Here is a 14,465-nt window from a genome sequence, read left to right on the forward strand (position 1 = left end):
TTCTCATTCTGCGTTCATATCGCATAGCTTCGTGTAGTATCCTCCCAGGGCATACAGTTCATCGTGGCGTCCTTGCTCCACGATACGCCCCTCATGCAGTACGCATATAATATCCGCATTGCGGATCGTGGTCAGTCGGTGCGCTATGACGATAGCCGTTCTATTGGCCATCAGTTTCTCGATAGCATTCTGTACCAAACGTTCGCTTTCCGTGTCGAGTGCTGACGTGGCTTCATCCAGAATCAAAATCGGCGGATTCTTCAAAATGGCTCGCGCGATGCTGATCCGTTGCCGCTGGCCTCCCGACAGCTTGCCTCCACGGTCGCCGATGTTGGACTGATAACCCTCGGGCATCTGCATGATGAAGTCGTGCGCATTGGCTATGCGTGCTGCATGCTCCACCTCTTCGGCCGTGGCATTCTCTTTGCCGAAAGCGATGTTGTTGAAGACGGTATCGTTGAAGAGGATTGCTTCCTGATTGACGTTGCCGATCAGCTCACGCAACTCGTGTAGTTTTACATCCCGCACATCCGTCCCGTCTACCAGCACACGGCCTTGCTGGAGGTCGTAGAACCGTGGTAGCAGATCCACGATCGTACTCTTGCCCGATCCGCTCTGACCGACCAATGCCACCGTCTTGCCCTTCGGGATTGTCAGACAGACATCGCGCAGCACCCAGTCTTCGCCGTAGCGGAACCACACATGGTCGTAAACGACCTCCTCTTCGAACACCACGGGGTGGGGCTGTTCGGGATCTTTGATGTCGTTCTCGGCCATCAGGATCTTGTCCACGCGCGACATGGAGGCCAACCCCTTTTCAATGGCGTAGGATGCCTTGCTCAGCTCCTTGACCGGATTGATCAGACTGTAGAAGATCACCAGATAATATATAAAGGTGGAAGCATCGATCTCGCTCGTATTGTTCAGGATAAGGGTACCCCCATACCACAGTACGATGGCTATGGTAGCCGTGCCGAGAAATTCGCTCATCGGGTGTGCCAACTGCTGGCGGCGGAAGACCTTCATCGTCGTACGGCGAAACTGCTCGTTGGCACGATGGAACCGATCCTGCATCTTCTTCTCGGCATTGAATGCCTTGATGATACGCAGGCCGCCAAGCGTTTCTTCTATCTGGCTCATCAGGCTTCCCCACTGATTCTGCCCTTCCAGACTCTTGCGCTTGAGTGTTTTGCCCACCTTACCCATCAGCCCTCCGGCTATCGGTAGGAGGATGAAGACGAAAAGGGTGAGCTGCCAGCTGATGAGGATCATCCCGATCAGGTAGATGGAAATGAGGATCGGATTTTTCAGCAACATATCCAGCGAACTGATGACCGAAGTCTCTATCTCATTCACATCCCCCGAAATGCGTGCCATGATATCGCCCTTGCGCTCTTCGCTGAAAAAGGAAAGGGGGAGTCCGAGGATCTTATCGTTGATCTGATTGCGAATGTCCCGCACCACTCCCGTGCGCAGCGGAATCATGCTGTAGAATCCGAGGTACATCGAAGCCACTTTCAGAAAGGTCATCACCACCAGATAAATCCCCAGCATGATAAGCGTAAACGATGCTCCACGTACCTCTATAAGTTGGCTTACGTACCAGCTGAAATTATTGCTCAGCGCGGCTCCGGCAGCTTTCCAGCCATCCATGCTACCCCAGTCTATACCATCCATCGGCATGTAAGTGGTCACCTGCCGGTCTATCCTGAAGAGGATACGCAGGATGGGCATGATCAGAGAGAAAGACAATAGGTTGAGCAGTGCACTCAGCGTATTAGCCACCACGCTCCATGCCACATACTTCTTATAGGGTGGCACGAAACGGCGTATAGCACTGAAAAAATGCTTCATAATAATCGGGCGGTTGCAGCTAAAATCTCCGAAAGATACGTGTTTTTGGAGAAAGACGGCTCCCCGGGTCTGTGTCCCGAAGGCTCTTCCATCCGAGCTTTTCCTCCACTGCGGGAACGAAAAAACAGCAGATGGAGGGCATTTCTCTCTCCGACGTTTTTACGTCTGAAAAAATGCTCGCGCGTGGATCGTAAAAACGTGGCGCGAGAAATTTTTCGTTTTGGCGCGAGAAGCGAAAAATTTTCGAACCAAAACGAAAAAATTTAGGCGCGTATTTTCCCCAAAAATCGCACCGCAATCTCATCATTTTTCGTTCGTGATTTCTCTGTAAGCGGCTACTCTTCGACGGAATTCCTTCACCTTTTTCCATGAGCGGAAATATATAGAATAGATACATGTTTGCTCCCTTGAGGCAAATAATACCGAAGAAGAATGCCAGCCGACTTGCTCCTTGATACTTGTCGCCGTTTCCCGACAGTTGAGGGGAGGTCCGAATGTGGAAAATCGACATGGTCTTTTAAACTTATTTCTCTTTTCCCCTCTATTTCAGTTGTAGGGTAAATCGTAAAATACCATTTCGGAGAATGGGAACGATAGCACCTATTTTTCTTTTCAAACTTTTCTTATGCGATCGATTTATCAATTACTGTTGTCAATACTCCTTGCTTCTCTTGGTTTCGTCGGGCTGGAAGCCCAACAAGCCGGAGTAGCAGGTAGAGTATTGGACGAAGAAGGCAACCCCATGATTCAAGCCAACGTACAGCTTGTACAGAGTACCGGCCAAGTAGCCGTTGCCGCAGGTGCCACTAATGAAAAAGGGTTGTTCAGCCTGAAAACGTCACAGGAGGGTGACTACATTCTGCGCGTTTCATATGTAGGTTACACTACCCACGACGAAAAAATATCTCTTAGAAACGGGCAAACCATTACGCTCAAAGATATATCCATGAACGAAGATGCCCGTCTTCTACAGAGTGTGACGGTGCAGGCTAAAGCGGCAGAGGTCGTGGTACGCAACGACACGCTCGAATTCAATGCCGGATCCTATACCGTAGCACAAGGAGCTTCTATCGAGGAACTGATCAAGAAGCTACCCGGAGCAGAGATCGGATCCGATGGGAAGATCACCATCAACGGCAAGGACATTAGCAAGATCCTTGTCGATGGCAAAGAGTTTTTCTCCAAAGATCCACAGGTGGCAATAAAGAATCTTCCGGCCGATATGGTCAATAAAGTACAGGTACTGAACAAACTGAGCGAGCTGTCGCGGATGAGCGGTTTCGATGATGGAGAAGAAGAGACCGTAATCAACCTGACGGTGAAGCCCGAAAAAAAGAAAGGCCTCTTCGGAACGCTTCAGGCCGGCTACGGTACTGACCAACGCTATATGGCCGGAGGGAACGTCAATCGGTTCGATGGGAATAAGCAATGGACATTGATCGGTAGTGCGAACAATACGAACAATATGGGCTTTAGCGAGATGAGCAGCGAGATGGGATCCATGACCTTCTTCTCTCCCCAAGGCGGTGGTCGACGCGGCTTCGGCAATAGTGGAGGTGTTACGTCTTCGTCGATGCTGGGCGGCAACTTCAGTGTCGAATTCTCCTCTGCCCTTAATACGGGAGGCGATGCACGCTACGGATACAACGACAAGGCCATAGAGACGACCAAACGTGTGGAAAATATCCTCGCCGAAGGGAATACTTATATGGACGAAAATATATTGGAACGCTCTTTCTCTCACAATGGTCAGGCTCGATTCAGGATGCAATGGAAACCGTCCGAACGTACCGAAGTGGTATTCGAGCCGGATCTTTCGATATCGAAGATTGATGGGTTCTTTAACGACACATACGAGACGAAAGATGCCACCGGAATCTCTATCAACAAAGGTTCTATCCACCAAACTACACAAGGAAACAACTTCAGACTGAACGGAGAATTGGATATCAGTCACAAGCTCAACGATGAAGGCCGTACAATCAGTGCCTCCGTCAGTGGCGGTCTGACCGACGAAGACGGAGATGGCATATATCAGGCTGTGCTCCAAAGCGTGGAGACGAATCAAAAGCAATTCAACGACAACTCCAACCTGCAATATCGCCTTCGCCTCTCGTATGTGGAACCGTTGGGTAAAAACTACTTCGCACAAGCTATTCTGAACAGACGTTTCTCTCGTCGCAATTCGGATCGTGAGGTGTACCGACTGGGCGATGACGGGCAATACTCCATATTAGACAGTCAGTACGGACTCTCCTACAGTAACGAGTTCACCCAGTATCGCATCGGACTCAACCTCAAGAAGATTGCCAAAACGTGGGACTACACCATAGGATTCAATGTGGATCCCAACAGAACTGTCAGCTATCGGAACGTAGCCGGAGTAGAGCAGGACAAACTGGCTTTCAATCGTGTCAATCTCTCCCCGATGCTCCGAATCAACTACAAACCGAGCAGGACTACCAACCTCCGAGTGGACTACCGAGGACGCACGACACAACCATCCATCAATCAGATCGCTCCCGTTCAGGACATCACGAATCCGCTATTCGTGACGGAAGGCAATCCCGGTCTGAAGCCGAGCTATTCCAACAATGTGATGGCCATGTTCTCGGACTTCGATGCCAAAAGTCAGCGAGCTTTCAACATTGTTTTCTTCGGCAACTATACATTCGACGACATCGTCCCCAATACGCACTACGATCCGTCTACAGGGATCCGTACCACTCGTTACGAAAACGCCTCCGGTACATGGCAAGCGAATCTTCATGGGACACTATCGGTTCCACTCAAGAACAGGGCATTTTCTTTCAGGATGTCCTTGTTCAACAGGTTGGCCGAAGGACAAAGCTTCATCAATGACGATAAGAACAAAGCTCTCTCTTTCCGAACGAGGGAACGCCTGACGCTGACCTGTCGCAACAATTGGATCGATACGAGTATCGGTGGCAATATCGGATTCTATATGGCTAATAATAGTCTGAGCGGACAGAAAGATTCTCGCACATACGATTTTGGCGGCAATTATCAAGTTGCCCTAACGCTTCCCTATGGATTCCGTATCGACAGCGATGTTGAATACAATACGAACTCCGGTTACAGTGGAGGATTCAGTCTGGACGAATGGCTTTGGAATGCTTCGCTTTCATACAGCTTCCTCCGTGACAAGGCCGGTACACTGCGTGTCAAAGGCTATGACATCCTCGGTCAGCGGTCAAGTATCAGCCGTTCTGCTACGGCCATCAATATAGAAGAGAGCATGTCCAATACGATCGGACGCTACGTGATGGTGGACTTTATCTACCGATTCAACGCCTTCAGTGGTGGTGGATCTCGCAGCGATCATCAGCGTGGCAATATGAATCGTCCGGGCCCACCTTTCGGCGGTGGCAGACGACCGTCCTGATCAGACGCCACCTATCTGCAAGAGACAAAGTGTGTAAGTGTTTTTATAACAAACCGATCGAGGGGCTGTGTCAAAATTTGATTTTGTCGCAGCCCTCTTTCTTTGCTCCTTGCAGTCGGTTAGGCAACCGGCTTCATCTTGGAGGCCCTACTTTATTAGCTTTTCGAAGACATAGAAGCGAATCAGGCTAAGATTGTATTTATTCTGTACAGACACTGAAAAACAGTCAATTGACAACGAAATCTCCCGGAAAATGCCGTGCGACAGTCTCATCTGTCGGTTTAACAGCTATCTATCGGTTTCACAGCTCGCACGGAACCTCCCACTCCCCGAACCTGCCATCCGACACAGAGCAGATAGCATCTTCCATCAATAGACCATAGTATCCTCTCATATGAGACCATAGTATCCTCTCATGCGAGACCATAGTATCCTCTCATATGAGACCATAGTATCCTCTCATGTGAGACCATAGTATCCTCTCATATGAGACCATAGTATCCTCTCATAGGAGACCATAGTATCCTCTCATGCGAGACCATAGTATCCTCTCATAGGAGACCATAATATCCTCTCATGTGAGACCATAGTATCCTCTCATATAAGCGTATCGACTTGGGTCAAAAATACATTCCGTGCTTTCTTGTATCGATTCGCTGACATGACGTCCCTGAACGAAACCTCTTCGTTGGATGATTTTCCTTGTCGTGCCATCGTTTTGTGTATTGATCATACCATAAACACACAAAACAATCGGCCGACACACAATAAAATGAATGGATAAATGGATAAAGTGCCTGCTTATTGCACAAAGGTCTTCTTAGAGCAGGTAAGGATTTTGTTTGACAAACCACGTGAGGAATTGCTCGAAATGATCTTCTCTTCCCCTGCTGTCGAGTCCTCTGATCAAGAAAAAGACTTGCCCGATGAGAGCCGTCTGTCCTACTTGTCTATCGTAGAATAGTGGGGCGATGGGCTTGTCCTTGTGGCCTGCTGCCGGTGATCCATGGCTTTTTTGGAACGACAATTCAAATGGCATAACTTTGTCCGGACAATAAAAACCACAAAAGCATGGATTTGCATTTCGAAAATATCAGGCGGGAATATGACAAACGAAGCCTTTCCGCCAGCGACCTGACACCTACTCCTTTCGACCTTGTCACCAGATGGTTGCAAGATGCGGTCGAAGCCAAAACATATGAGCCTACAGCCGTTATCGTCGGGACGGCTACTCCTGACGGTCATCCCAGTACGCGAACCGTTTTGCTCAAGGAGTTTTTGAACAACGAATTTATCTTCTACAGCAACTATGAGAGTCGCAAGGGGCAGCAAATGGCTGCTAATCCGCACGTCTGTCTCACATTCCTCTGGCACGAACTGGAGCGTCAGATACATGTGGAGGGGGATGTACGCATTTTAGAGCCGGAGCTTAGCGATGCTTATTTTGCTACACGTCCGTACAAAAGTCGGGTAGGGGCGCGCATTTCGCCACAGAGTCGTCCTATACCGGGGCGTTCTTTCATCGTACAGGAATTTATGAAGGAGTCGCTCAAATATGCCGGTCGGACTGTGCCACGTCCTGACACTTGGGGTGGCTTTGCCGTGAAGCCGGTACGAATAGAATTTTGGCAAGGGCGCGAAAGCCGCTTGCACGATCGCTTCCTGTACGAACTCCGGCCCGATGCTTCCTGGTCTGTTCACCGCTTGGCTCCGTAACTATCTGTATCCAAATACAAAAACTACCTCATTCGAATGAAACAAAAACTAATCCTTGCGATACTGCTTATGTCTTTCGTTTCTTTGTTTAGTTGTGCTTGCAAGAATGCTGCACAGACAAATACCCCGGCGGACAAGTCGATCGTAAACAATGTAAACGCCGATCGCTTCCGCGAATTATTGGCTGATCCTGCTATACAATTGATCGACGTTCGCACTGCGGAAGAGTATGCCCAAGGTCATATTGCCAATGCCAAGCTGTTGCCCGTCACGGACAGTAACTTCAAGGAGCAGGCCGATCAGGAGTTGGACAAGGCGCATCCCGTAGCCATTTACTGCCGGAGCGGAGGACGAAGTGCCAAAGCCGCCGATATTCTTTTGCGTAGAGGCTATTTTGTTTACAACCTTCTGGGCGGATATAAAGGCTATCCGTACAAGTAGTGATACTTGGAGAGCTTTCGGGACAGGTTTCTCTACTTGCTCTCTACCCATAGCTCTTGTTTTCTTCTCCTTTATGGTTTCACCCCGAATGGATCGCCCTAAGCCTTCATATATTGTTCGAATAGCAGCCATTCTCTGCTTGTTTGTCGGCAGGCCTTTGTTTGCGCAGAGCTATGTGGACTACGTCGATCCGCTGATCGGGACGCTAAGTTCTTTTGAGCTGAGTGCGGGCAATACCTATCCGGTGATCGGTTTACCGTGGGGAATGAATAGCTGGACACCGATGACCGGTGTACCCGGTGACGGCTGGCAATATACCTACTCGGCACACAAGATTCGCGGATTCAAACAGACCCACCAGCCCAGTCCATGGATCAACGACTACGGCCAATTCTCCCTTCTTCCCCTTATGGCACCGCAGAAGCCATCATCGAACGACTCCGTAGCTCTGACTAAATGGTGCAAGCAACTCTTTTCGGACGAACAGGCCTCGTGGTTCTCGCACAAAGCGGAGACGGCGACGCCATACTATTATAGTGTCTATTTGGCCGATTACGACACACGCGTGGAGATGGCCCCGACCGAGCGTGCAGCTATCTTTCGCATACGTTATTCCGGCAATACCGAAAGTGGCTCCGGTCGATGGCTTCGTCTTGATGCCTTTACCGGTGGTTCGGAGATTAGCATCGTGGATCCTCACACCGTAGTGGGCATATCTCGCAAGAATAGCGGAGGTGTGCCGGCTAACTTCGCCTGTTATTTCATCTTGCAGTTCGATATTCCTATGGCCGATGTCCTGCTTGAGACAGATACCGGCAAGACAGACGAAGGCACAAGGGTATGGGCAGCCTGTCGCTTCGATTCGCAAGAAGTTACCGTCCGGGTGGCATCTTCTTTTATCAGTGTCGAGCAGGCCGAAAGAAATCTTGCGGAAGTCAAAGGGCAGAGTTTCGACCGGATCAGACTTGCCGGTCGCGAAGCTTGGAATAAGGTGCTCGGACGCATACATGTGGAAGGAGGAACGAAGGATGAGCGCACTACATTCTATTCCGCACTCTATCGCTGTCTGCTTTTTCCCCGTCGCTTCTATGAGGAGGATGCTTCCGGCAATTTTGTGCATTACAGCCCCTACAGTGGAGAGGTACTTCCCGGTTATCTCTATACCGATACCGGATTTTGGGACACTTTTCGAGCCCTTTTCCCCCTGCTCAATCTGCTGTATCCCGATGAAAACATTAAAATTCAGGAAGGTCTGCTGAATGTATATCGCGAGAGTGGCTTTTTCCCCGAATGGGCCAGTCCGGGCCATCGGGATTGTATGATAGGCAACAACTCTGCTTCTGTTCTGGCGGATGCCTATCTCAAGGGTGTTCGGGTAGAAGATACCCGTACACTGATGAACGGACTCTTGCATGCTACGAAAGCCGTCCATCCGAAAATATCCTCCACGGGGCGCAGAGGTTGGGAGTGGTACAACTCCTTAGGCTATGTTCCGGCTGATGCAGGTATCAACGAAAGTGCTGCCCGTACGCTCGAATATGCTTATAACGATTGGTGCATCCTCCGACTGGGGCGCACATTGGGTTGGGATAGAGCAGCATTGGACACGTTGGCTCATCGTTCTATGAACTATCGTCATCTGTTCGATCCGGAAACCAAACTCATGCGCGGTAGAAATCAGGATGGTAGTTTCCGGATACCTTTTTCCCCTTTCAAATGGGGAGATGTATTCACGGAGGGCAATGCCTGGCACTATACTTGGTCGGTCTTTCATGATGTGCAGGGGCTTATCGACCTGATGGGAGGAGATCGCCCGTTCGTGTCTATGCTCGATTCGGTATTCAATACTCCTCCTATGTTCGATGAGAGCTATTACGGATTTGTCATCCACGAAATCAGAGAGATGCAAATAGCGGATATGGGCAATTATGCTCATGGCAATCAGCCCATACAGCATATGATATATCTGTATAATCATGCCGGCTATCCATGGAAAGCTCAGGAGAGACTACGCGAAGTGATGGGGCGGCTCTATCGTCCTACTCCGGATGGGTATTGCGGCGATGAAGACAACGGACAGACTTCGGCTTGGTACGTTTTCTCTGCTCTTGGCTTCTATCCTGTTACACCCGCTACGGATCAGTATGTGCTCGGCTCGCCGATTTTTTCCAAGGTAATACTCTCTTTTCCCGATGGACACAAAACGGTGTTGCATGCTCCGGCCAACAGTGCCGATACGCCTTACATCCGCTCGATCAGCGTAGAAGGAAAAGAATGGAGCTGCAATTACCTGACTCACGAACAGCTTCGCTCTTCTGCATCCATTCAATGGATGATGGACACGAAACCCAATTATAACCGTGGTACGAAGGAAAGTGACAGACCTTATTCCTTCTCCACGGAGCAACAGCGTCGCGCTAATCACAGTAATTAATGATACATTTCCCCACTTCGGACTATGAATACGAACAAAGCATTTACGCCCCGACGATCTATACTGATGAGCTTGCTTGGCTTTTTCCTCCTTGTGCTAAGCTCTGCCGGATGTAAAGATGATGTCCAGACCGACATATTTAAGGGGCCTGTGGACTACGTGAATCCTTATATGGGCAATATCAGTCATCTGCTCATTCCCACTTTTCCCACTGTGCATTTGCCCAATAGTATGTTGCGCATGTGTCCGGTACGAACCGACTATACTTCTCAGTTAATGGACGGACTACCCTTGTTGCTGACCTCTCATCGCGGAGCAAATGCTTTTCGTCTCAGTCCGTTGAACCACCTGCCGGATTCCATCCCCGCAGTTGCGAGCTATACCTATGACAATGAAGCGGTGCGTCCTTACCGCTATTCCGTCTTGCTCGATGAGGAGGATGTAGAGGTGGATTTTGCGCCTTCTTTTCGTAGTGCCATTTACCGCTTGGGCTTCAATGCCGATAGCAGCCGGCATTACCTCGTCGTTCACTCTGAGAAAGGGGAATTGACTGCCGAAGGTAATGTCATATCCGGCTATCGCTATTTTCAGGACAGTACGCGAGTATTTGTCTATATGGAGACGGAGCAGCAGCCTGTGACGTACGCTCGCCGTTCGGAAAAAGGCGAGTACATCTGGAATAAGGGCAAGGTAACGGGCAAAACTCTCGTGCTGAACTACGATCTGGCCGGAACGGATCTCTTCCTTCGCTATGGTATTTCCTATATCAGTGTGGCACAAGCCAAAAAGAATCTTCGTCAGGAAATACAGGCTTACAACGTGGAAGTGGTGTCCAAGATGGGACGGAACGAATGGAACAAAACATTGGGCAAAGTGCAGATCGAGGGAGGTACGATTCCTCAGCGACAGGTATTCTACACCAGTCTTTATCGTACTTATGAACGGATGATCAATATCTCGGAGGATGGTCATTTCTACAGTGCCGAAGATCATGCTGTGCATCCGGATAGGGGCATTCCTTTCTATACAGACGATTGGGTGTGGGACACCTATCGGGCTGTACATCCCCTGCGTATTCTTTTGGAGCCGGAGATGGAATCCGACATGGTCAATTCCTACATTCGTATGGCTTTGCTTAGCAGGGAGAAATGGTTGCCTACCTTCCCGGAAGTGACAGGCGACAGCCATCGTATGAATGGCAATCATGCTATAGCCATGCTTGCCGATGCCTATGCCAAAGGTCTTACGGGTTTCAATTTGAATGAGGCGTATACGGTAGCCAAAAAAGTGATGGCCGAGAAGACGTATGCACCTTGGCGGCGTATGCCCAAAGGCGCACTCGATCAATTTTTCGATGAGAAAGGCTACTACCCCGCATTGCCACAGGGCCAAAAGGAAACCGACCCTACCATACACTCTTGGGAGAAGCGGCAGGCAGTAGCCGTTACGCTTGCTATTGCTTACGATTATTGGTGCCTTAGCCGATTGGCACAGTTCTCCGGTCACGAGCACGAAGCGCGTGAATTTCTGCGTAGGAGCTACGACTACCGACATCTTTACAATTCGGAGACGGGATTCTTTCATCCCAAAGATGAGAAGGGACGCTTCATACAGCCCTTCGATTACGAATTTGATGGAGGCCCGGGTGCACGAGATTATTATGACGAGAACAATGCCTACACTTATCGCTGGGATGTACAGCACAACCTCCATGATCTGATTGCCTTGATGGATGGGCCGGAACAGTTTGTCAGTTTCTTGGATCAGACTTTCCGCACACCGATGAGTACATGGAAGTTCAATTTTTATTCCAAGCTGCCCGACCAGACAGGCAATGTAGGACAGTTTTCCATGGCCAATGAGCCGAGCCTGCATATACCCTATTTATATGTCTATGCCGGTCAGCCATGGCGAACGCAGAAGTTGATCCATGAGCTTGTAAACGAATGGTTCCGAAACGATCTGATGGGAGTCCCCGGAGACGAAGATGGTGGAGGGCTGAGTGCGTTCGCCGTCTTTTCGATGATGGGATTCTATCCCGTCACACCGGGTTTACCGGTCTATGTGATCGGTAGTCCTTTTTTCAGCAAGATAACGATCGATCTCGGTGGAGGCAACCACCTTACGATCATCGCCAACGGTGCCGGAGCTGAAAACAAATACATCCAAAAGGCCGTGCTCAACGGGAAAACCTTGGATAAAGCATGGTTCCAACATAGCGACATAGCCCAAGGCGGCATTTTGGAGCTGAAGATGGGACCGCGCCCCAACAAACTATGGGGAGTCGATACGCCTCCTCCTTCTGCAGATCCCTATCCGGGCGACTGATCCTTCCCGACTTTCCCTTGATTGTGACGTGTACTGAGAAAAGTCGTATGTTGTTTTTGGTGCCGAAAGACGGAGAATTGCCGAGCCTAAAATCTCAAAAACTCGAACCACAAGGAAAATCTTTACGTGCGAGATTTTTTTGCTTTTGGCTCGAGTTTTATTTTTTTCTCGAACCATCTTTTTTCGATCCGCAATTATGCTTTTTCATGCTCTGCAACCGCTCGGAAAGCAATTCCTGCTGCCTGTCGAGAAAGGCTTCGGCAGCAGAGGCCGTGGTGCATACCGGCTCCCTTATAATATAGGTATGCCTCATGTAATTCTTCATAGATATAACGACCAAACAGATCCCCATTATACAGAACAAACTGAACCATAGACCAAGAAAGAAACTCGGATTCAGAACTCCGTTCGAGTGCTTCTTCCTGAATTTTCCTTAGTGTTGCATTTATTTGTGGAATGCGTTAGCCTTGATGTGCAAATACATATCTGAAAGGAATTTGGGAAAAATGGTATATTTGCAAGTCTCTTCGAAAAGTGTACGGCACAATGGGTATTCGTGACAAAAGAGCAAGTCTTAACAGCAAGAAGCAACGCATCTTAGCCTGGTGGCGTCGCCATTGGTACGTCAAGTATCTGGTGGTAATCGGCTTCTTCTTTCTGGTGACGTTCGTTTTCGGCGATGCCAATATCAGCAAGCAGATTCGCTACAAAAGCCGTATCAACAATTTGAAGAAAGAACTACGGGAGGTAAAGGAACGTTATCATCAGGATAGTGTGCGACTGGAAGAAATCCGGGCGAACAAACAGGGAATAGAGCATACGGCCAGAGAGTTGTATCTGATGAAGCGACCCGAAGAGATCATTTTTCTGATCAAGGATAGCGTCCAAGACAAACAATAACGAAAATAGGGGCAGCAGGGATGAACCCACAGCAGATTCGTGAGATAAGCTACCGTGTCGGCAGTCTCCTTTTGATCTTCGGAGCAGCATCCAGATTGGTACGCTTTGTGCCCGGAGATTACCTCTACGCATTGGGGGCGGTATTCTATCTGCTTTCCTATGCCCTGACTCCTGTTGCGGATTTGGATACTCGTACGCGCAGGCTCTACCGGATGAATGTCCTTTCCGGGGCTTTTTTCGTAGTCTCGGCTATATTGGTCTTTGTACGAGCAGATTCCCTTTGGCTCTTGTTTTTTGCCATTGGTGTGATCTACATGATTTATGCTTCCTTGCTTCTGCTCTTCAGGAAAGGATCGGGAGAGCAAGGAAAAAACAAGAAATAAGATTCTCTACAAACGAAATATGCAACCTCCAAAAAGTCGGTCACCCCGCCTGAGACGTCAGCCGGACAAGGTTTTCGAAGTCAGAGAAGAGGATACCCTCTTGCCTTTTCTCGTTCGTATGCTGAAGGATAATAGCCGCACGTCCGTTAAGCAGATATTGACGAGACGGCAAGTTTCCATCAACGGTGTGCCGACTACTCGACACGATGCAGAGCTGAAAGCCGGCGACAGGGTAATCGTGCATCGGACACAGCTGCCGGAAGAGCTGCGCCATCCTTTGGTGCGGATCATTTGGCAGGACGACTATTTCGTCCTGATCGAGAAGAAAGCCGGAGTCTCCACTGTAGCCAGTGGCGTCAATAAGGACAGGACTGCTCTGCGCATCGTTAGCGATCATCTCAAGCAATATGATCCGGAGGTGAAAATCTTTATGCTCAACAGACTGGACAAAGATTCTGCCGGAATGGTGCTCTTTGCCAAGAATAAAGAGGTACAGGGGTTTGTGGTGGACAAATGGTCCAAGGTCGTATTGGAACAGCGTTTCGTGATGGCGATCGAAGGAGAGATGCCCGATGCCGAGGGTACGCTGGATCCTCCTCGCTATCAAACTTCGATCAAGGGCAAGCAGTCTCGTATCGTGGCTGAGACTCCTTCCGTTCATTCGGTGGGAACGGCTCGTTACAAGGTTATTCGTCGCGGAGCGGTATGCTCGCTCGTGGAAGTGACTTTGCTGAGCGGTCGGAACAATCAGCTTCGACGGCAAATGGGGCAGTTGGGTATTCCGATTGCAGGTGATTGGAGGCAGGGTAGTTCTTTCCGCCATCTGGACTGTCTGGCCCTACAGGGAACGCGATTCGTATTCCGTCATCCTGAAACGGGAGATACGCAGGAATATAAGTTGCCTTTGCCCAAACTCTTTCGCCGCCTGATACATCTCGAAGAAGGCACTGCAGCAGACCAAACAATATCAAAGACAAAAAAACGTTCCAAATAGGTAGCTGAC

At 49.4% G+C, this 14,465-nt stretch carries 12 protein-coding genes and 1 pseudogene; 10 read left to right on the top strand and 3 right to left on the bottom strand.

The features are described from left to right. Window positions 1-3 precede the first annotated feature (3 nt). Entirely contained in the window at window positions 4-1,854 is a 1,851-nt protein-coding gene (locus PGN_RS01905) for an ABC transporter ATP-binding protein (RefSeq protein WP_023847229.1), read from the bottom strand. 159 nt (window positions 1,855-2,013) lie between these two features. Continuing rightward, the gene (locus PGN_RS12305; protein WP_143733906.1) at window positions 2,014-2,106 is read right to left on the bottom strand and encodes a DUF1661 domain-containing protein; all 93 of its coding nucleotides are present in this window, start codon (window positions 2,104-2,106) and stop codon (window positions 2,014-2,016) included. On the opposite strand from PGN_RS12305, the gene PGN_RS11460 reads away from it, so the two are divergent. Continuing rightward, window positions 2,075-2,185: a DUF1661 domain-containing protein gene (locus PGN_RS11460; protein WP_158298204.1), complete on the top strand. Its 111-nt coding sequence runs from the start codon at window positions 2,075-2,077 to the stop codon at window positions 2,183-2,185. The two genes, PGN_RS12305 and PGN_RS11460, sit on opposite strands and share 32 nt — an antisense overlap. 294 nt (window positions 2,186-2,479) lie before the next feature. Beyond that, a complete protein-coding gene (locus PGN_RS01915; protein ID WP_012457482.1) occupies window positions 2,480-5,260 on the top strand; it encodes a TonB-dependent receptor in 2,781 nt (926 codons plus the stop codon). A gap of 820 nt (window positions 5,261-6,080) precedes the next feature. Here PGN_RS01915 and PGN_RS10210 read toward each other — a convergent pair. Further along, the gene (locus PGN_RS10210) at window positions 6,081-6,299 is read right to left on the bottom strand and encodes a hypothetical protein (protein WP_012457484.1); all 219 of its coding nucleotides are present in this window, start codon (window positions 6,297-6,299) and stop codon (window positions 6,081-6,083) included. Between the two features lie 32 nt (window positions 6,300-6,331). Between PGN_RS10210 and pdxH the strand changes: the two genes are divergently transcribed. The 8 genes and pseudogenes from pdxH (at window position 6,332) to PGN_RS01955 (ending at window position 14,456) form a co-directional block, all read left to right on the top strand. Further along, on the top strand, window positions 6,332-6,976 hold the full coding sequence (pdxH, locus tag PGN_RS01925) for a pyridoxamine 5'-phosphate oxidase (RefSeq protein ID WP_004583944.1): 645 nt from the start codon (window positions 6,332-6,334) through the stop codon (window positions 6,974-6,976). 36 nt (window positions 6,977-7,012) lie between these two features. Continuing rightward, window positions 7,013-7,417: a rhodanese-like domain-containing protein gene (locus PGN_RS01930; RefSeq protein WP_012457485.1), complete on the top strand. Its 405-nt coding sequence runs from the start codon at window positions 7,013-7,015 to the stop codon at window positions 7,415-7,417. A gap of 88 nt (window positions 7,418-7,505) precedes the next feature. Further along, window positions 7,506-9,851, top strand: a complete 2,346-nt coding sequence (locus PGN_RS01935; protein WP_012457486.1) for a GH92 family glycosyl hydrolase — start codon at window positions 7,506-7,508, stop codon at window positions 9,849-9,851. A 24-nt stretch (window positions 9,852-9,875) separates the two neighbouring features. Then, entirely contained in the window at window positions 9,876-12,179 is a 2,304-nt protein-coding gene (locus PGN_RS01940; protein ID WP_012457487.1) for a GH92 family glycosyl hydrolase, read from the top strand. Window positions 12,180-12,499: 320 nt separating this feature from the next. Next, window positions 12,500-12,616 (top strand): annotated as a pseudogene (locus PGN_RS11750) (IS30 family transposase); the annotation flags it as partial. Between the two features lie 109 nt (window positions 12,617-12,725). Next, entirely contained in the window at window positions 12,726-13,079 is a 354-nt protein-coding gene (locus PGN_RS01945; RefSeq protein WP_004583949.1) for an FtsB family cell division protein, read from the top strand. A gap of 20 nt (window positions 13,080-13,099) precedes the next feature. Beyond that, window positions 13,100-13,462 (top strand): hypothetical protein, encoded by a 363-nt coding sequence (locus PGN_RS01950; RefSeq protein ID WP_012457489.1) that lies wholly within the window; start codon window positions 13,100-13,102, stop codon window positions 13,460-13,462. A gap of 19 nt (window positions 13,463-13,481) precedes the next feature. Beyond that, window positions 13,482-14,456 (top strand): RluA family pseudouridine synthase, encoded by a 975-nt coding sequence (locus tag PGN_RS01955; RefSeq protein ID WP_012457490.1) that lies wholly within the window; start codon window positions 13,482-13,484, stop codon window positions 14,454-14,456. Window positions 14,457-14,465: the final 9 nt, after the last annotated feature.

The sequence above is a fragment of the Porphyromonas gingivalis ATCC 33277 genome, assembly GCF_000010505.1.
Taxonomy (GTDB): domain Bacteria; phylum Bacteroidota; class Bacteroidia; order Bacteroidales; family Porphyromonadaceae; genus Porphyromonas; species Porphyromonas gingivalis.

Coding starts and splice junctions, on each gene's coding strand:
- PGN_RS10210 (WP_012457484.1), bottom strand. CDS start 6,299: ATGCCATTTGAATTGTCGTTCCAAAAAAGCCATGGATCACCGGCAGCA.
- PGN_RS01935 (WP_012457486.1), top strand. CDS start 7,506: ATGGATCGCCCTAAGCCTTCATATATTGTTCGAATAGCAGCCATTCTC.
- PGN_RS01940 (WP_012457487.1), top strand. CDS start 9,876: ATGAATACGAACAAAGCATTTACGCCCCGACGATCTATACTGATGAGC.
- PGN_RS01945 (WP_004583949.1), top strand. CDS start 12,726: ATGGGTATTCGTGACAAAAGAGCAAGTCTTAACAGCAAGAAGCAACGC.
- pdxH (WP_004583944.1), top strand. CDS start 6,332: ATGGATTTGCATTTCGAAAATATCAGGCGGGAATATGACAAACGAAGC.
- PGN_RS01955 (WP_012457490.1), top strand. CDS start 13,482: ATGCAACCTCCAAAAAGTCGGTCACCCCGCCTGAGACGTCAGCCGGAC.
- PGN_RS01915 (WP_012457482.1), top strand. CDS start 2,480: ATGCGATCGATTTATCAATTACTGTTGTCAATACTCCTTGCTTCTCTT.
- PGN_RS01950 (WP_012457489.1), top strand. CDS start 13,100: ATGAACCCACAGCAGATTCGTGAGATAAGCTACCGTGTCGGCAGTCTC.
- PGN_RS01905 (WP_023847229.1), bottom strand. CDS start 1,854: ATGAAGCATTTTTTCAGTGCTATACGCCGTTTCGTGCCACCCTATAAG.
- PGN_RS01930 (WP_012457485.1), top strand. CDS start 7,013: ATGAAACAAAAACTAATCCTTGCGATACTGCTTATGTCTTTCGTTTCT.